Annotated in this window: 14 protein-coding genes; 10 read left to right on the forward strand and 4 right to left on the reverse strand. The window is 64.9% G+C overall.

All coding sequences use genetic code 11. The features are described from left to right. Window positions 1-10 precede the first annotated feature (10 nt). From GJV26_RS17595 to GJV26_RS17630, 8 genes are all read left to right on the forward strand, one after another. Complete coding sequence (locus GJV26_RS17595; protein WP_155709973.1) at window positions 11-832, forward strand: ABC transporter permease; 822 nt, start codon at window positions 11-13, stop codon at window positions 830-832. A gap of 29 nt (window positions 833-861) precedes the next feature. Beyond that, window positions 862-1,671 (forward strand): ABC transporter ATP-binding protein, encoded by an 810-nt coding sequence (locus GJV26_RS17600; protein WP_155712556.1) that lies wholly within the window; start codon window positions 862-864, stop codon window positions 1,669-1,671. 226 nt (window positions 1,672-1,897) lie between these two features. Beyond that, window positions 1,898-2,701 (forward strand): cytochrome C assembly family protein, encoded by an 804-nt coding sequence (locus tag GJV26_RS17605; protein WP_155709974.1) that lies wholly within the window; start codon window positions 1,898-1,900, stop codon window positions 2,699-2,701. Next, entirely contained in the window at window positions 2,698-2,949 is a 252-nt protein-coding gene (locus GJV26_RS17610) for a PP0621 family protein (RefSeq protein WP_155709975.1), read from the forward strand. Before GJV26_RS17605 ends, GJV26_RS17610 begins: the two co-directional genes overlap by 4 nt. 64 nt (window positions 2,950-3,013) lie before the next feature. Then, a complete protein-coding gene (locus GJV26_RS17615; RefSeq protein WP_155709976.1) occupies window positions 3,014-4,717 on the forward strand; it encodes a sensor histidine kinase in 1,704 nt (567 codons plus the stop codon). Beyond that, window positions 4,714-6,222 (forward strand): sigma-54-dependent transcriptional regulator, encoded by a 1,509-nt coding sequence (locus tag GJV26_RS17620; protein WP_155709977.1) that lies wholly within the window; start codon window positions 4,714-4,716, stop codon window positions 6,220-6,222. The genes GJV26_RS17615 and GJV26_RS17620 overlap by 4 nt, the downstream gene beginning before the upstream one ends. An 843-nt stretch (window positions 6,223-7,065) precedes the next feature. Then, the gene (locus tag GJV26_RS17625) at window positions 7,066-10,017 is read left to right on the forward strand and encodes a ribonucleoside-diphosphate reductase subunit alpha (RefSeq protein WP_155709978.1); all 2,952 of its coding nucleotides are present in this window, start codon (window positions 7,066-7,068) and stop codon (window positions 10,015-10,017) included. A gap of 189 nt (window positions 10,018-10,206) precedes the next feature. After that, a complete protein-coding gene (locus GJV26_RS17630) occupies window positions 10,207-11,319 on the forward strand; it encodes a ribonucleotide-diphosphate reductase subunit beta (protein WP_155709979.1) in 1,113 nt (370 codons plus the stop codon). Window positions 11,320-11,446: 127 nt separating this feature from the next. Here GJV26_RS17630 and GJV26_RS17635 read toward each other — a convergent pair whose 3' ends face one another. The 3 genes from GJV26_RS17635 to GJV26_RS17645 all read right to left on the reverse strand — a co-directional run bounded on the left by GJV26_RS17635 (window position 11,447) and on the right by GJV26_RS17645 (window position 15,540). Then, entirely contained in the window at window positions 11,447-13,414 is a 1,968-nt protein-coding gene (locus GJV26_RS17635) for a metallophosphoesterase family protein (RefSeq protein WP_189441654.1), read from the reverse strand. Window positions 13,415-13,698: 284 nt separating this feature from the next. Further along, complete coding sequence (locus GJV26_RS17640) at window positions 13,699-13,938, reverse strand: hypothetical protein (RefSeq protein ID WP_229419341.1); 240 nt, start codon at window positions 13,936-13,938, stop codon at window positions 13,699-13,701. Between the two features lie 201 nt (window positions 13,939-14,139). After that, on the reverse strand, window positions 14,140-15,540 hold the full coding sequence (locus GJV26_RS17645) for an aminotransferase-like domain-containing protein (protein WP_155709980.1): 1,401 nt from the start codon (window positions 15,538-15,540) through the stop codon (window positions 14,140-14,142). A 67-nt stretch (window positions 15,541-15,607) separates the two neighbouring features. On the opposite strand from GJV26_RS17645, the gene GJV26_RS17650 reads away from it, so the two are divergent. Beyond that, complete coding sequence (locus GJV26_RS17650) at window positions 15,608-15,898, forward strand: hypothetical protein (RefSeq protein ID WP_229419342.1); 291 nt, start codon at window positions 15,608-15,610, stop codon at window positions 15,896-15,898. A gap of 146 nt (window positions 15,899-16,044) precedes the next feature. Next, window positions 16,045-16,554, forward strand: a complete 510-nt coding sequence (locus GJV26_RS17655) for an FxsA family protein (RefSeq protein ID WP_155709981.1) — start codon at window positions 16,045-16,047, stop codon at window positions 16,552-16,554. Window positions 16,555-16,822: 268 nt separating this feature from the next. Here GJV26_RS17655 and GJV26_RS17660 read toward each other — a convergent pair whose 3' ends face one another. Continuing rightward, window positions 16,823-18,901, reverse strand: coding sequence for a glycoside hydrolase family 43 protein (locus tag GJV26_RS17660; RefSeq protein ID WP_216643138.1), 2,079 nt, complete (start codon window positions 18,899-18,901; stop codon window positions 16,823-16,825). Window positions 18,902-18,959: the final 58 nt, after the last annotated feature.

Genomic DNA, 18,959 nt, shown 5'->3' on the forward strand with positions numbered 1-18,959 from the left:
GGGGGGCGCCATGGCGCGGATCGACTGGCGCGAAGCGGGCATCGGCCTGGTGGTACCGGTGGCCGTGGTCGCCGTGTGGCAGCTGGCGTCGAGCCAGGGCTGGGTCAATCCCCAGGTGCTGCCATCGCCGTGGGCGGTGGTGACGAAATGGGTCGAATACCTGCTGCCGCTGCAGCCGCACGATCCGGCCACGCAATCGTGGCTGGCGTGGGCGTTCTCCGGGGAGCTGATCCACGATTCGCTCGGCTCTCTATATAGAGTGGTGGTCGGTTTCCTGATCGGCGCCGGGCTGGCGCTGCCGATCGGGCTGTCGATGGGTGCCAGCCCGCGCGTGTATGCGTGGTTGAATCCCCTGGTGCAGCTGCTGCGGCCGATTCCTCCGATCGCCTACATCCCCCTGTCGATCCTGTGGTTCGGGCTCGGCAACCCGCCGGCCATTTTCCTGATCGCGCTGGGCGCGTTCTTCCCCGTGCTGATGAACACGATCGCCGGCGTGCGGCAGGTCGATGGCATCTATATCCGCGCGGCGCGCAACCTGGGCGCTTCGGGCAGCACGATGTTCGTGCGCGTGATGCTGCCGGCGGCCGTGCCGTACATCCTCTCCGGCGTGCGGATCGGCATCGGTACCGCGTTCATCGTCGTCATCGTGGCCGAGATGATCGCCGTGAGTAATGGATTGGGCTTCCGCATCACCGAGGCGCGCGAATATTTTTGGTCCGACAAGATCATCGCCGGCATGTTCACGATCGGGATCATCGGGCTCGCCATCGACGTGGGCGTGAACCGCCTGAACAACCACCTGCTGCGCTGGCACCGCGGCCTGGAGAACTGACCGGCATGGGCACAAACATGAGCAAGGACATGGGCAGGGATACGGACGATGCGCACATCACGATCGCGGGCGTGAGCAAGGTGTTCGCGACGGGCGGCCGGGAAGTCGTCGCGCTGAAGGACATCGATCTCGCCATTCCGCGCGGCCAGTTCGTCTGCCTGCTGGGGCCTTCCGGCTGCGGCAAGTCGACACTGCTCAACGCGGTGGCCGGCTTCGCGCCGCCGTCGTCCGGGCTGATCAGGGCGGATGGCCAGCTGGTCGTCGCGCCCGGCCCGGAGCGGGGGATGGTGTTCCAGGAATACGCGCTGTTCCCGTGGATGACGGTCGAGGACAATGTCGCCTTCGGCCTGGAGATCAAGGGCCAGCCGAAGGAGCGCATCCGCGCTACCGTCGACAAGCTGCTGGCGATGCTGTCGCTGTCCGACTTCCGGCAGCGCTATCCGAAGGACCTGTCGGGCGGCATGCGGCAGCGCGTGGCGATCGCCCGCGTGCTGGCGCTCGATTCGCCGATCATGCTGATGGACGAACCGTTCGGCGCGCTCGACGCGCTCACGCGCCGCAACCTGCAGGACGAGCTGCTGCGCATCTGGTTCGAGCTGAAGAAGACGATCATTTTCGTCACGCACTCGATCGAGGAAGCGATCTACCTCGCCGACCGCATCGTGGTGATGACCTACCGCCCCGGCACGGTCAAGCGCGACATCCTCGTCGACCTGCCGCGGCTGCGCGACCCGTCCGCCGCCGATTTCAACGCGCTCAAGCGCGAACTGGGCCAGCTCGTGATGGAAGAGCAGCAGCGCCATCACAACGACGAGCTGCGCCTCGCCGCGGTGGACTAGGCACACCGGCGGCGTCGAGGCCGTGGTGTCGGACATTTTTCCTGGACGGGTTATCCAGGAAAAGTGTTGGACACCGGTTTTCTTTCGAGGCATTCGGGAAAACCGGTGTCCGACACCATTTTCCCTTGGAAAATAGTGTCCGACTCCAAGCTTCGGCCAGGCTTCGACAAGGCTGCGGCGGGCTTGCCCTCCCGCCGGCATGGCCGCGTTAGTGTAAACTGCGCGGATGCAGACCATTTTCTTGATCGCAGCAGCGCTGCTGTATATCGTGTGCGCCGTCCTGCCTGCCGCGAAGGCCAGGCAGATCGCCGCCGTCACGTCGCTGGCCTGGCTGGTGCATGGCGCGGGGCTGTGGATGGATGTCGTGGTGCCCGGCTCGCTGCGCCTCGGCTTCGCGGCGATGCTGTCGTCCGCGCTGTGGATCTCGGTGGGTGCCTACTGGATCGAAAACCGCAACTTCGCGCTCGATGGCCTGCGCCGCATGGTGATGCCGTGCGCCGCCATCGCGTGCGCGCTGCAGGCGCTGTTCCCGGGTGCGCTGATCGCGCTGGCCGGCCGCACGCCGATGTTCGGCTGGCACATCGCGGTCGCCACGCTGGCCTACAGCACGCTGACGATCGCCGCGTTCCACGCGGTGCTGATGGCATTGCAGGAATCGCGCCTGCACACCCGCTCCGAGCAGGTCACGTTCCTCTCCGCCGCGCTGGACCAGCTGCCGGCGCTGCTGACGATGGAAAAGCTGCTGTTCCGCCTGATCGGCTTCGGCTTCGTGCTGCTCAGCCTTACTGTCCTGTCCGGCATCGTGTTTTCCGAACAGCTGTTCGGGCAGGCGCTGAAGTGGGATCATAAGTCCGTCTTCACGCTGCTGTCGTGGATCCTGTTCGCGGCGCTGCTGGCCGGCCGGCGCTTCCGCGGCTGGCGCGGCAAGACGGCGCTGTCGTTTACGCTGGCGGGATTCGCCACCTTGCTGCTGGCCTATGTCGGCAGCCGTTTTGTCCTGGAAGTAGTGCTACACCGAGGTTTCGCATGACACGTGTTCTGTTCTGGCTGGCGCTTGCGGTGCTGGTGTATTTCGCCATCCGTTCCAAGCTGAAGCAGTCGCAGCGCCGGCAACAGCCGCCGCCGCAGCCACCGCAGCCATCCTCGTCGGTGCGGCAGGTGGCTCCGCCCGAAGCCATGCTGTGCTGCGCACAGTGCGGCGTGTATTTCCCGGCATCGGAAAACGTGCCCGCGAACGGGCGGGATTATTGCAGCCCCGCCCATGCGCCGCTGAAATGAGGCGGCGGCGGGGCGATGCGCGCGCCCTTGGTGCCGCCCATCGGCGGTCAGCGCGGTGGCGCTGATGGGCGGCATCGCGCCTGACACGGCAAGCCCGCTGCCGGGCTTGTCGCCCGCGGCCCGCGAAACGTTCTGGCGCTCGCTGCAGACGCTCAACGGCACGCGCGTGGTCATCGCGCTCGTGCTGCTGGTCTACCTGAGCTTCGACAGCCGCGGCCCGCACTCCACCGGCGACTTCCTGTACGCGCAAACCTGCGCGGCCTACCTGTTCCTGGCGATCGTGTTCGCGCTGACGGCCGCCTGGTGGCGCCGGCGCTTCCTGCTGCAGCTGCTGTCCCAGGTCGCCTGCGACCTCGTCGTGATTTCGCTGTTGTATACGGCGGCCGGCGGCGTGCGCAGCGGGCTGGCGATCCTGTACCTGTTCCCGCTGGCCGGCTCGGCCATCCTGGCGCCGCTGATGCTGGCGCTTTTCTGGGCCGCGCTGGCATCGCTGTTCATGCTGGGCGAGAGCATCTGGCGCGCGGTGGCCGACGGCGGCGACATGGCCGTGCTGCAGGCCGGCCTGTACGGCGCGGCGTTCTTTTCCGCCGTGCTGGTGGTGAACCGCATGGCGGCCAGGCTGATCAACCAGGAAGAGCTGGCCGTGCAGCGCGGCATCGAGATCGGCGTGCAGCAGGCCGTCAACCGGCTGGTGATGTCGCAGGCGGAGGATGGCATCATGGTGGTCGGGCCCGATGGCGAACTGCTGGCCGGCAACCCGGCCGCGCGCCGGATGCTGGGCCTGCCCGGCACGCTGGGCATGCGGCTGGGCGCCATGTCGTCGCTGCACCCGGTGGCGCTGGCCTACGAGGACTGGCGCGCCGACCCGGCCCGCCACACCGTGTATGTGACGATCAAGCCCTCCACCGCCCCCGCGCTGCAGGACATGGCCACCGCGTGGAGCGCGCGCGCCGACCTGGCAGCGCACCTGAAAGTGCGCTTCGCCGCCGCCGAAACGCTGGAACACGGCACCGAACGCAACGTGATTTTCCTGCAGGACGTGTCGGCGATCGAAAACCAGGCGCAGCAACTGAAGCTGGCATCGATGGGCCGGCTCACCGCCAGCATCGCGCACGAGGTGCGCAACCCGCTGTCGGCGATCGGGCATGCCAATTCGCTGCTGGCCGAGGACCTCGTCACGCCGGTGCACCTGCGCCTGCTGAAGATCATCGGCGACAACGTGGCCCGCGTGAACCGGATGGTGGAGGATATCCTGCAACTGTCGCGCAAGGCGCATGTGCATGGCGAGCCGCTGGCGCTGGCCGCGTTCGTGGCCGAGCTGAAGGCGGAATTCGACGAGACCAACCGGCTCGACCCGCAGGTGCTCGACATCGCCCGCGTCGCCGGGGTGATGGTGCGCTTCGATCCGCTGCACCTGCGCGAAGTGCTGGTGAACCTGCTCGGCAATGCGATCCGCTATGCCAGCCGCAAGCCATCGTCGATCCGCCTGTTCGTGGTGGCGGTGCCGGGCCGCCCGCCGGAGCTGCACGTGCAGGACGACGGGCCCGGCATCACGACCGACGTGCGCGCCCACCTGTTCGAACCGTTCTACACTACCTCGTCGAAAGGCACCGGCCTGGGCCTGTACCTGGCGCGGGAGCTGTGCCTGAACAACGAGGCGATGCTCGATTACGAATACCGCTTCGACACCGGCCCGGTGGCCGCGCCGGTTTCCAGCGGCCGGTTCGTCATCACGTTCGCGCACCCGTCGCGAGAAAGCAACGCATGAGCTCTTCCCCCCGCGGTTCCCCGCGCGTGCTGGTGGTCGACGATGAAGACGACCTGCGCGACCTGCTGGAAATCACGCTGCTGAAGATGGGCCTGGACGTGGACGGCGCCGCCGACCTGGCGCGCGCCCGCGCGCTGCTGGCCGCGCACGACTATGACCTGGTGCTGACCGACATGCGCCTGCCGGACGGGCTGGGGCTGGAACTGGTGCGGGAAATCGGCGCCGCCGGCCGCAACCTGCCGGTGGCCGTGGTGACGGCGTTCGGCAGCGCGGAAAATGCCGTGGTGGCGCTGAAGGCCGGCGCGTTCGACTACGTGACCAAGCCGGTGCAGCTCGACCAGTTGCGCCTGATGGTGCAGTCGGCCCTGAAACTGGCGGCGCCCGCCGGCCCCGCCGCGCCCCGCGCGGAACCGGTGGACAGCCGCCTGAAAGGGCAATCGGCGGCGATGCAGGCGCTGCGCGCCCAGATCGCCCGGCTGGCCCGGTCGATGGCGCCGATCGCGATCACCGGCGAATCGGGCTCGGGGAAGGAACTGGCCGCCCGCGAAATCCACGCGCAGGGCGCGCGCGCCGACAAGCCGTTCATCGCCGTGAACTGCGGCGCGATTCCCGAAGCGCTGATGGAAGCCGAGTTCTTCGGCTACCGCAAGGGCGCCTTCACCGGCGCGGCGGACGAGCGCGACGGCTTCTTCCAGGCCGCCAACGGCGGCACGCTGATGCTCGACGAAGTGGCCGACCTGCCGCTGGCGATGCAGGTCAAGCTGCTGCGCGCCATCCAGGAACGGCGCGTGCGCAAGATCGGCGCCACCGCCGAGGAACCGGTGGACGTGCGGATCGTCAGCGCCACCCACCAGGACCTGGCGCGCTGCGTGGAGCAGGGCAGGTTCCGGCAAGACCTGTTCTACCGGCTCAACGTGATCGAACTGTCGCTGCCGCCGCTGCGCGACCGGCTCGACGACCTGCCGGTACTGATCGATGCGATCCTGGTCCGCCTGTCCGCCGCCGGCGGGCAGCCGGCCGTGCTGGGCCCGGGCGTGCTCGATGCGCTGCGCGGCTACAGTTTCCCCGGCAATGTGCGCGAGCTGGAAAACATCCTGGAACGGGCATTGGCGTTTTCCAACGACGGCGTGATCGACGCGGCCGACCTGGCGCTGAAGGGCGCGAAGCGGGTGGAAGCACCCGCTGCGGCCGTCCCGGCTTTATCCGCGGCTGCATCCGCGGCAGTTCCAGCGGCGCCGGCCCCGCTGCCGGATGCGGCATTGTCCATGCCGGCCGGGGCGCAAGCCGGGGAGCGCAGCGGCGAGCGGATGCCGCCGCTGCCGGATCTGTCTGTGCTGCCGTCGAACCTGCCTGCGTATCTCGAGCGGGTCGAGCGCGAGATCCTCCTGCGCGCCCTCGCGCAAACGCAGTACAACCGCACCCAGGCCGCGCAACTGCTCGGCATCAGCTTCCGGCAATTGCGCTACCAGATGCAGAAACTGGGCATCCAGGAGCCGGAGGGCTGACAGGAATGGCTGAGGTAACTCGGCTATAATGCCCGGCTGCCGCTTCCGGGGGCCTCATCCAGGGACTGGTGCCGGACACTTTTCCGGGCGCATGAGGACTCGTGCCGGACACTTTTTCCGGGTGCATGAGAACTGTGTCGGACACTTTGTCCGGGTGCTTCCATCCGGAAAAGGTGTCGGACACCGGTGTTGGCCTGCGTGCCCCGAGAACCGGTGTCAGACATCCTTTTCTTCGGAAAAGGTGTCGGACACCAGACGCGTCAGCGCTGCACGGGCGATGACATTTGCCTCATTCCGATGCCAAACCGGCAATCATGAAAGCGCTCTGCTGAAACAGTAGGCAAACGTCCGCGCCTAGCACAATTGCCAGGTTAGCGCTTGCTTACCCAAGAACGCCTTTCCTTATCGAGGCCCTTAAATGTCAACCGAATTATTAGCCATTCTGGCAAAAATAATCAGTCCCGAACGCTTGTCTCAGTCCCCCGCGCTCACTACAATTAGTGTCATAGGTTGTGTGGTCCACTAAATCTAGTGATTTGGTGGATAAGCTGGTGAGTATCGGGTGGATAACCCGTTGATAACCCAGTTGAATGTGCTCGGTGACATGTTAATAACCGTGTTCATAACTGCGTGGATAACTTTACAGGCCGCCTGGCCGGAACGGCAGGTACTCGCAGCGCCGCCACACGACAAGCCACCGGCTGAACCCGGCAGCCGGCGAATCATTCGGACCTCCGTTCGAGGGGGCCGGATTTGCCGTTTTTGCTGCACGTTTCTTCGCCGCGGGTTTTCCCGCGTTGGCAACAGAATTTTTCCGAACACCTAATCGGGAGCTTACATACAATGCAATCGAACCAAGACATCACCACCTCCCCGGCACAGCAGCCACAAGATGCCGTGCCGGCGTCCGCAACGCAACCGAGCGGCCTGACCACGGCCGCGGCCATGGGCGACTACCGCATCATCCGCCGCAACGGCGCCGTCGTCGCCTTCGAGCCGTCGAAGATCAATGTCGCGATGACCAAGGCCTTCCTGGCCGTGCAGGGCGGCCCAGGCGCCGCCTCGGCGCGCATCCGCGACCTGGCCGAGCAGCTGACGAACAACGTGGTGAATGCCCTGGTGCGCCGCCAGCCCTCCGGCGGCACGTTCCATATCGAAGACGTGCAGGACCAGGTGGAACTGGCGCTGATGCGCTCCGGCGAGCACGACGTGGCCAAGGCCTACGTGCTGTACCGCGCCAAGCAGATGGAAGAGCGCCGCGCCAAGAAGGCCGCTTCCGGCGCCACCGACGTGGCCGAGCCGCAGCTGCACGTGACCGACAACGGCCAGCGCCGCCTGCTGGTGGTGCAGGAAGTGCGCGACCTGGTCGATGCCGCCTGCTCCGGCCTGGAAAAGCACGTGGATGCCGATGCGATCGTCGCCGAGACGTTCAAGAACCTGTATGACGGCGTGCCCGTCGAAGAGCTGTACAAGTCCGCCATCCTGGCTGCCCGCGCGCTGATGGAAAAGGACCCGGCCTACACGCAGGTCACCGCCCGCATCCTGCTGCACGTGATCCGCCGCGAAGTGTTCGGCAAGGAAACCCCGCAGGCACAGGCCGCCGCGGCCTATGTCGACTATTTCCCGCAATATATCGCCAAGGGCATCAGCGCCGAGCTGCTCGATCCGAAGCTGGCCGAGTTCGACCTGGCCAAGCTGGCCAAGGCCCTGGTGGCCGACCGCGACCTGCAGTTCGGCTACATCGGCCTGCAGACGCTGTACGACCGCTACTTCCTGCACATCCGCGACGTCCGCATCGAAATGCCGCAGGCGTTCTACATGCGCGTGGCGATGGGCCTGTCGCTGAACGAAGAGAACCGCGAAGCCCGCGCGATCGAGTTCTACAACCTGCTGTCGTCGTTCGACTTCATGTCGTCGACGCCGACGCTGTTCAACTCGGGCACGCTGCGCTCGCAGCTGTCGTCGTGCTACCTGACCACCGTGTCCGACGACCTGGAAGGCATCTACGACGCCATCAAGGAAAACGCGCTGCTGGCGAAATTCGCCGGCGGCCTGGGCAACGACTGGACGCCGGTGCGCGCACTGGGCGCCCACATCAAGGGCACCAACGGCAAATCGCAGGGCGTGGTGCCGTTCCTGAAAGTAGTCAACGACACGGCCGTGGCCGTGAACCAGGGCGGCAAGCGCAAGGGCGCCGTGTGCGCCTACCTGGAAACCTGGCACATGGACATCGAGGAATTCCTCGACCTGCGCAAGAACACCGGCGACGACCGCCGCCGCACGCACGACATGAACACGGCGAACTGGATTCCCGACCTGTTCATGAAGCGCGTGATGGAAAAGGGCGACTGGACGCTGTTCTCGCCGTCCGAAACGCCGGACCTGCACGATAAAGTCGGCAAGGCGTTCGAAGAAGCCTACCTCGGCTATGAAGCCGCGGCGGCGCGCGGCGAAATCCGCGTGTTCAAGAAGATCGCCTCGATGGACCTGTGGCGCAAGATGCTGTCGATGCTGTTCGAGACCGGCCACCCGTGGATCACGTTCAAGGATCCATGCAACATCCGCTCGCCGCAGCAGCACGTGGGCGTGGTGCACAGCTCGAACCTGTGCACCGAGATCACGCTGAACACCGGCCCGGACGAGATCGCCGTCTGCAACCTGGGTTCCGTGAACATGCCGGCGCACATGAAAGAAGGCAAGCTCGATCATGTAAAACTGCAGAAGACGATCCGCACCGCGATGCGCATGCTGGACAACGTCATCGACATCAACTACTACGCCGTCGACAAGGCGCGCAACGCGAACATGCGCCACCGCCCGGTGGGCATGGGCGTAATGGGCTTCCAGGACTGCCTGCACATGATGCGCATTCCTTACGCCTCGCAGGAAGCGGTGAACTTTGCCGACACGTCGATGGAAGCGGTGTGCTACTACGCCTACTACGCGTCGACCGAGCTGGCCGAAGAGCGCGGCCACTATGCGTCGTACAAGGGTTCGCTGTGGGACCGCGGCATCCTGCCGCAGGATTCGATCGCGCTGCTGGCCGAAGAGCGCGGCGGCTACCTGGAGCAGGATACCTCGTCGTCGATGGACTGGACCCCGCTGCGCGAACGCATCAAGCAGTTCGGCATGCGCAATTCGAACTGCGTGGCGATCGCGCCGACCGCGACCATTTCGAACATCATCGGCGTATCGGCCTGCATCGAGCCGACGTTCCAGAACCTGTACGTGAAGTCGAACCTGTCGGGCGAATTCACCGAGATCAATTCCTACCTGGTGCGCGACCTGAAGGCGCGTGACCTGTGGGACGAGGTGATGATCGCCGATCTGAAGTACTTCGACGGTTCGCTGAGCAAGATCGACCGCGTGCCGCAGGACCTGCGCGACATCTACGCCACGGCGTTCGAAGTCTCGCCGAGCTGGCTGGTGGAAGCCGCGTCGCGCCGCCAGAAGTGGATCGACCAGGCCCAGTCGCTGAACATCTACATGGCCGGTGCTTCCGGCAAGAAGCTGGACGAGACGTACAAGCTGGCCTGGCTGCGCGGCCTGAAGACCACGTACTACCTGCGCACGATCGCCGCCTCGCACATGGAGAAATCCACGTCGAAGACCGGCGCGCTGAACGCCGTGGCGCCGGCCGCCATCGGTTCGACCGCCGGTGCAGCCCAGCAGTCCGCCGCGCCGGCCGTGCCGACCCACACCGCGCCGACCACGGTGCAGGAAGTGGAAGAAGGCGCCGCCTGCTACCTGCGTCCCGGCGACGCCGGTTTCGAGGAATGCGAAGCTTGCCAATAAGCGGCCAATAAGCGGCCAATAAGCGGCCAATAAGAGGCCGATAAACTCAGTCGAGCTGCCGATGGGCCTTGGGGCTCGTCGGCAAACCGGCAGCCGGTGGCGCACTTGCCTCCCGGCTGCCGAGTCGCCATCTAATACAGACAGGGAACCGCCCAGGGCGGTTTCCGTTACGAACAAAGGAAGAACACTATGTTGAACTGGGAAGATGACGTGGCCAAGCCCGTCGCAGCGCCTGCCGTGGCCCTTGGCGCGGCCGAGCCGGAAGCCAGCGCCGAGCTGGTCGCCAAGCGCGTGAACGCGGACGACAAGCGCATCATCAACGGCAAGACGGACGTCAACCAGCTGGTGCCGTTCAAGTACAAGTGGGCATGGGACAAGTACCTGGCCGGCTGCGCCAACCACTGGATGCCGCAGGAAGTGAACATGCAGCGCGACATCGAGCTGTGGAAGAACCCGAACGGCCTGTCCGAGGACGAGCGCCGCCTGGTCAAGCGCAACCTGGGCTTCTTCGTCACGGCCGACTCCCTGGCCGCCAACAACATCGTGCTGGGCACCTACCGCCACATCACGGCCCCGGAATGCCGCCAGTACCTGCTGCGCCAGGCGTTCGAGGAAGCGATCCACACGCACGCCTACCAGTACATCGTGGAATCGCTGGGCCTGGATGAGCAGGAAATCTTCAACGCCTACAACGAAGTCAAGTCGATCCGCGACAAGGACCAGTTCCTGATCCCGTTCATCGACACGCTGACCGATCCGGCCTTCACCACCGGCACGATCGAGAACGACCAGAAGCTGCTGAAATCGCTGATCGTGTTCGCCTGCCTGATGGAAGGCCTGTTCTTCTACGTGGGCTTCACGCAGATCCTGGCGCTGGGCCGCCAGAACAAGATGACCGGCGCCGCCGAGCAGTACCAGTACATCCTGCGCGACGAATCGATGCACTGCAACTTCGGCATCGACCTGATCAACACGATCAAGCTGGAAAACCCGCAGCTGTGGACGCCGCAGTTCCGCGACGAGATCAACGCGCTGTTCCTGGAAGCCGTGGAACTCGAGTACCGCTACGCCGAAGACACGATGCCGCGCGGCGTGCTGGGCCTGAACGCCTCCATGTTCAAGGGCTACCTGCGCTTCATCGCCAACCGCCGCGCCGCGCAGATCGGCCTGGAGCCAATGTTCGACCAGGACGAGAACCCGTTCCCGTGGATGAGCGAGATGATCGACCTGAAGAAGGAACGCAACTTCTTCGAGACGCGCGTGACCGAGTACCAGACGGGTGGGGCGCTGAACTGGGATTGATTCCGGTTGGCACTTTTACACAGCGTTGCGATTTGAAAAAGGCCTGTCGAGTGACAGGCCTTTTTCTTTGGGCGGGCATTGTTTAGATCCAGAGGGCGGTCGACCGGGTCCCACCGCCACAAATCAGTCAGCGCTCCCTCACAGGCTGCTCTGCAGCCGCCGCAACGGATGCTTCCTGCTCCGGCGCCAGGAACCGGGTCGACGGCCGGCCATCGGCATTGTGCTGCACGATGCGCACCGGCCGCCCTTGCGCGTCGAGCCACACCTGGCCGATGCCGGCGCCGTTCCAGACGCGCTCGCCACTATGGCGCGAGTCCGGCAGGCGCGGCGTGATGGCGAGATCGCGGCGCTGCGTGAACCAGTTCAGCGGCGAACGCGGGGAATACAGCCAGCGGTTGAGGCGATCGAGCCACTGGAGCAGGCTGCGCGGGAATTCGTTCTTGATGCCGCTGCTGGTGATTTGCCAGATATGCGGCGTAAGGTCCGACTCGCGCACCTCGACATCGTAGGCGAACGAATAGTGCACATCGCCCGACAGGACCACGTAATTGGCCGGGGTGCGCGAATGGCGAAAGATGTTGATCATGCTGCTGGCCGCGCCGCGATGCGCCATCCAGTTCTCGGCGTCGACGATCAGGGCCTGGCCGGCGAAGGCGGCAACCCTTTGCACCACCTCGATCAGCTTGACCCCGAACATGGGCGCCGCCGAGACGATGACGGCGGCCGTTTCGTCCAGCAGCTCATGTTGCAGCTCGGTCAGCGCTTCCCAATCCATCAGGCCCGACGGATGGCCGGGATGGCGCCGGTTGCGCCAGCGCCGGGTGCGGGTATCGAGCACGATGACCGTGGGCTTGGTCCGTACGACGAAATCCCACTGGCGGAACGACAGCAGGCGCCGGATCAGCGCGTCCTGGACCGGCGCATCGAGCCGATTGTCGGCACCCGCACCGGCACCGGCATCGGCACCGGCCGTGGCGGCCAGCGCCGTCATATCGTCCAGCGCCGTCTCGAACACATCGGGACGGTTGCCCCAGCCCTGGCACAGCATGTAGGCGATCAGCGCATTGCCCACGATGCGGCGCGAGAGCGGGTGCCCGTAGGCGGCGGTTTCCCACTTGGCCGACAGGTTCCAGTCGTCGGTGACGTCGTGGTCGTCGAAGATCATCAGGGTCTGCACGTGCGCCAGCAGCCGCGCGGCCTGCGGCAGGCCGCGGCAAAAGCCCGCCATCGCCTCCGACTCGCGCCGCCAGCGTTCCGCATGTTCGGGAGCCAGCGCCGGCGCTGGCGCATCTTCTACCAGCCGCCATGGTACCGGCGACCAGACCAGCAGGTACATGGCCATCATCTCGGCCAGTGTCATCAGGTGGTTTTGCGCATTGGCCGTGGTGAAGACCGGCTTTTTCTTGCCTTTGAAAAAGCGGTCGCGCAGCGCGTCGTTGGCATTGAACGCGGGCAGCAGCTCTTCGCGCCGGTAGTAACTGGCCGGATGGCGGTACAGCTCCTCGCTGTCGGCGACCACGGCGCCTTCCAGGCATTCGGCATACAGGCCCAGGCGCCGGATCAGCGCATGGATCGCCGCCAGCGTGGGGCCCGCCACATCGTCGGCATATATCTGGTCGCCGCACAGGATGAGCATGGCGGGCCGCTCGTCGGCCCGTTCGACGTAGTCGGCCAACAGGGCATCGGCGCGTGCCAGGCCGTCAGGCGACGGATGATGCGGCCTGCGGCACGAGCCGAACAGGATATTGTCGCTGCGGCTGCGCAGCACCATGTTCGGCCGCGTCGCGCCGGCATGCAGCAGGTGCGGCGCCCAATGCGCGATGCCGGCCTCGCTGCCATCGCCCTGCGTGACGAGCAGGTCGTACTCGACGATCGTGTCTTGCGGCAGCGGCTCGGGCAGCGCGACATCGATCAGGTGCACGCAGGCGTGGCGGCCCACATGCATGACGCGACAGCTGCCCGCGTCCAGGCGCATGCGCCGGGGCGCGCCTTTCCCGGGCGCCAGCACGAGGGTCAGGTCGAGCGGCGCGCTGCCGACCAGCCATAGCACCAGGCGGCCCGGTTCGAGGCGGCGCAGGACAGGACCGGCAAGCACGGGCGGCAGGCCATCTGGGGCAGGAGTCTGGATCAATCGGATGCACTATCTGGGTAAATGAACAGATCAGTGTAGCAGACAGGCCGGGTGGCTTGAGTGCGCAGACAGCTCATCCGCGCGCGAATGCCGGCAGCCCGCCATGATGAAACCGCTGCCGGTCAGTTTGACCGTTGTCGCCCCCAAGGCGGGCCTTGCCGCCGCGGACTGAAGATTGGCTTCAAAAGGGCCGCAAGCCGGAAGTGAGCGCCGCCGGCCCGATAGCGGCGGCAAATCCCGCGATCGGCCTACAGGCGACTTTCCGGATCGGTCCGTCGTTCCGGAGGATCGCCTTCCTCGAAGCCCGCTACAAACAGCATCAGCAATTCGCTGGCAACTTTTTCATGTCCCGCTTCCAGCAGGTCATTGGCGATCTTCGCCAGCTCGACCGGGCTGGACGTAGCGTCCGTGTTATCGATTGCATGTCTTGTTACCTTGCCAAGCTGGAACGCCAACTCGGCAATCATGGTTTTTTCCGTGGTACTCATTCACACTCTTTCATCTTGGGCGCGCGGTTGTCCACGCCAATGGCTGTCGCAGGCCGAACCTGCCTGCACGGTTCAGCATAGCAGGTTGCCTTCAAAGGAGGCCACGCGTGTTGCGAGCGGCAGGAAACGCCCCGAGGCAGCAAGCCAATGTGCGGCCGCATCGAGGGAATTCCCGGATGAAGTACAGTGTTTCCCGGACAGTCAAACCACGGCAGCGGTGAACGACTCGGGCCGCCGCGCGAGCAGACGGGACAGCCGTTGAAGACCCGCCTGCAGGTGTCCACGGTCCCTGATGCTGCCCAGGGAGATCCGGACTGCATTCACGTATCCGCCGTCTGTTGCGAATGCCTCCGCCGGCGTGACCGCGATGCCCTCGCTGTCGGCTGCACGCGCAAGCTGCGAGGAGGTCCAATACGCCGGCAACTCGAGCCATGCATGCAGGCCGTCCCCGGAGCCGCTGTACCGCCCCGCCAGAATATCCCGGGCCATCCGGTGGCGCAGGCGCGCCTCGTTGCGTACGCCTTCCATCAATCCGTCAGCCGAACCGTCGAGGATCCACTGGGTTGCCAGCGCGGCCGTCAGGGGAGCGACCATCAGCGCAAACGATCTCAGCGCGACCAGGAAGCGCTCGCGTTCGTCAGGGTTGCGTATGAGCACGAAGGCGACGCGCAAGCCGGGTGTCAGGCATTTCGACAGGGTCGAGATGTAGTACACCTGCTCCGGGGCAAACGTGGCAATGGGTGGTGGCGGGGCATCGGCAAGGAGCCAGTAGGGATCGTCCTCGACGATGCGTACATTGCAGCGCTTCGCGATGCCGGCCAGCTCCTTGCGCCGGCATTCCGGCATGGTGATGGCGGTCGGGTTCTGTAATGTCGGATTGAGGTAGACCAGCCCGGGTTTGTGCCGGCGGCATGCTTCCTCGAGCATCCCGGGCACCATCCCGTGCCTGTCCGCTTCCACCGCAACGATGCGCCGGCCGAACTGGGTCGCCGCGGCACGCAAGCCCGGATAACTCGTCGGCTCTGCCAGGATGACATCGCCAGGCTCGGTCAGCGCAAGGATCAATGCGGCGATCGCCGCCTGGGCACCCGGGCAGACGACAAGCTGCCGGGAATCCGGGTGTCCGAACATCGGTTCGAGCCACCTGGCACCAGCCTTGCGGTCGGAGTCGCTTCCCCCGCCCAGGTGGTAAGTCATCAGCAATGCATTGTCTGTCCTCATCAGTACTTGGGACAAACCTTGTTTCAGCATGTCGTCGAAGTCCACGCCATCCGGCGGTGGCGGGGTATTCATGCTCAGGTCGAGGATCGACGTCAATTCGACTTTCGGCGCGGCGACGTAAGTGCCTCGCGCACCACGGCCCTCCAGCAGGTTGCGGCGCCTGGCTTCGTCGTAGGCGCGCGTGATCGTCGTCAGGTCGACGTGCAGCCGTGCCGCCAGCTGGCGCTGCGGTGGCAGACGGTCGCCCGGTTTCAGCGATCCGTCTGCCACCGCGGCCTGCAACGCATCCGCAATCTGCAAAAAACGTGGCCCGCCATCGCTCGCCAATCGCGGCAACCAGATTGGCAAATGGCCATCTTGTATGGTTCTCAACTGGGACATTTTGTCTCAATGTATGGAAATTGCTTTCACGTAGTATGCTTCACAACGTGCAGCAAACCATCCTCCCATGGCAGCCGCGGACGTTTTCTCCTTACTCATCTGCATACGGCTCAAAATCATGGATTGGTTCCCTATCGTCGCCGGTACGTTCAAGGTTCTCGCTTTGAGCATAGGCATGTTCTTCGCTATCAAGTGGCACTACGATCAGGGAAAAAAGAACAAGCAGATGGACAAGCGCGCGATGCTGCGCGCAGTCGGTAAAGTGGCCGCAATCTTCGTGCTTTCGCTCCTGGCCCTCGGACTGATCGCCTTTGCCCTTCTCAGGATGCTCGGCAATGACATGACCATTTCATGGTGACAAGGAATAGTCGGCCGCTATCCGGCAATGCCGCAGAACTTCCCCAATACTGCTATTGGGCAAAGTCGGCAGTTCGCCGCGCTTCCGGTATTGCCTGAGCAGTTTGGACGCGAGGAAGTGCTGTTAATATTTGCGACAGCGTCCCGATGTCCATTTGCAGGAGTACACAAATCCTACGTTTTTTAGTCAAAACGGCGATACGCACGCCGAAGCTGGCGCTTGCCGTCGCGCTATTGGTGCTGGCAGCCCTGGCCGGCACGATGACCTATACCGGTTTCCTGGTCGTGGGTGTGCTGGCCGATCATCTCGGCACGGGCCGGGTCATGGCAGGTCTGCTGCTTGGATGTCTGTTTGCAAGATTTCCCTGGATAAGAAAAGGGAAGTTGCGCATCGTCGGACTATTGCCCAAACCGGTTCGTCGGCCATTCATCGTGGGCTTGCTCGCGCTGTGCTCGCTGGACTTCCTGTCGCGACACGACTACGTGCCTGTGCTCTTTACTGGTTTCTCGGCGGCTTTTCTTCTGACATTCCCCTGGCTGAGGCGGGTCATGTTCGATCGAATGTTCTCGTCCATCTTCAAATTCACTGGGCAAAACCCTTCCAAAAGCGCCGACGACACGGTGATTGACGGTGAATTCAGGGAAAAGAAAGATTAAGGATTGTTTGCTTTGCGTTTGTCGGCCGCTTCTTTACGGCCAATATAAAGAGCTTGATCTTCAGAAACGACGCGAAGTACCCGGACGCAGTTGCGCGCCGCAGCGTCGACCTGTAACCATCGTCAGCAGGCGCCGTGCGATTTTCCCTGCCAGCCCGGTACCGGCATGCCGATATCGCTAACCCCTGTGCCACCAGCCGCAGCACCGCCCGGCAAGAGGGGCGAGCCCGTCAACCTGCCTGGCTCAATCCGGCCGGCTCATTTCCACCTCATTTCCACATCCACCGCGTTCCATCCCCGCTCTCGGTCAGCGGCCCCGGGCTATCCGCCACGACCGTCTGCGAAGAAGGATCAACCCGCAGGAACCGGTTGTTTGCAATCGCCATCAGCACCAGCTCCCCGGTAGGCGTCTCGATCCACTGGAAGCTCTGCGCCTGTCCCGGCGTGCCGCCGGCCAGGGAGACAGCGCCATCGGCGGCCACGGTCAGATATTGCTTGCCGGCCCGCAGCGCCACGCGGCCCAGTCCCATGTCCTGCACGCCGAACGGGGAGGGCGTGCCGACGGCGACCTTGCCGGCCGCCCCGTGCAGCCCGGCCTTCGCACCGAAAGCGGTCAAGCGCACGGCCTTGCCAACGGGAATGGCACGCATCAGCCCATGCGGATTCGGCTGGTAGATATCGACACTGTCGAAGTCCGCCACGCCGCCTTCGCTGCCCAGCGTGTTGTAGTTGAACAGCGCATAGCGCACGCCCTGGAACGTCACCAGCTGGAAAACCATCGTGAACTCGTCGCCCAGCGGCACGAATCGTTTGCCGTCCACCGAATACGAGAAGCGCGCCTTTTCGGTCAGGAAGTCGGCATCGGCCCGTAGCCATACGCGTGAGCCCGCAACCGGAACGCGCCTGGTGACATTTCTCGCCTGGTCGAACACGGCAACCGACAGCCCCGTGGACGTCTTCTCCACCCCCAGCGTCGCATACGGCAGGCTGAGCAGCGCCAGGCCGGCCACGTCGCCATCCTTCAGTCCCGCCACGTCCACCGCCACGGTCGGCGACGAGCGGGGCCCGATGGCACGCTGTGTGAGACTATTGCGAGCTTCCCAGAACGACTTCGCCGGCAGCGCCCGCAGCCGCAGGAAGCCCGGCCGCTCGGCCAGCGACCATTTGTCGTCCACCGGCACGTGGTTCCATTGCCAGACCGGTTTCAACGAAGACCCCGAGAAATCGTCGCTGCGCTCGTATGGAACGCGGATCGGCTGCGCTTCGGCCGTCTTCGGCTTCACCCACGTGCGCGGATTGCGGCCCAGGTTGCCGGGCAGCCCGAAGTACGGCCAGCCGTCGTGCCACGTGACCGGCGACAGCGACAGCAGGCGCCCCACCGAGTTATAGTCCATCATCGAGTAACCCCACCATTCGCCGGCCGGCGTGAACACGATGCCGCCCTGGTGGATCGCGGTGGCGTTGTGCTGCTTCGGGTTGCCCGGCACGATGTCGAACGGCGCGGTTCGCGGCGCACCCTGCTTCAGCCGGTTGCCCTGGGCCAGGCCGAAGCCCTCGTCCGTGCTGATCGAATGGTTCACTTCCCATGGGCCGAACGGGTTGTCGGCGCGCGCGGCCGGCATGCGGAAGCCGCCCGCGTAGTTCGCGCTGAGGATGTAGTACTTGCCGTCGATCTTCAGGAAGTGGGCACCTTCGCCCATGCCCTGGTCCTTCGAGAACACCACCTTCTCGGTGCCCGGCACGATGTCGGTGAGGTCGTCGGTCAGCTGCGCCACCTTCATTTCCTGGTGGTCCCACACCACGTAGACCTTGCCGTCGTCGTCGAACAGCACCGACAGGTCGTGCAGGATGCGCTTCATCTCGCGGTGCTGCCACGGGCCTTTCGGGTCGGTGGCGGTATAGATCTGGGTGCCGCGGCCGTTCACGTTGGTGAAGATATGGAAGGTGCCGTCGTGGTAGCGGAAGCTGGGCGCCCAGATACCCTGGCCGTAGATCGACTTGCCGTCCTCCTGCCGATACTGCGGGCCGAAATCGAGCTTGGGCGACGCGTAGCTCAGGAATTCCCAATTCACCAGGTCCTTCGAACGCAGCACCGGCAGACCCGGCATCGCGTGCATGGTGGTGCCGGTCAGGTAGAACCAGTCCCCCACGTGGATCATGTCCGGGTCGGAGAACTCGTCGTAGAACAGCGGGTTGGTGAAGGTGCCGTTGCCGTTGTCCGGCGTCCAGGTCTTGGTCGACAGGCCCTTCGCGGGCCGTGCCTCCTGCTGGGCCACGGCAGGCATGGTGAACAGGGTGGAAGACAGGGCCAGCACGGCGGCGAGCCGCAGGGAGAAGGGCGTCAGCATGGGCGACAAATCCGGTCGATGGCGGGGCGCCCAACATAACCCCATCCACGTCCCGGTG

Source organism: Pseudoduganella dura, assembly GCF_009727155.1.
In the GTDB taxonomy this organism is placed as follows: domain Bacteria; phylum Pseudomonadota; class Gammaproteobacteria; order Burkholderiales; family Burkholderiaceae_D; genus Rugamonas; species Rugamonas dura.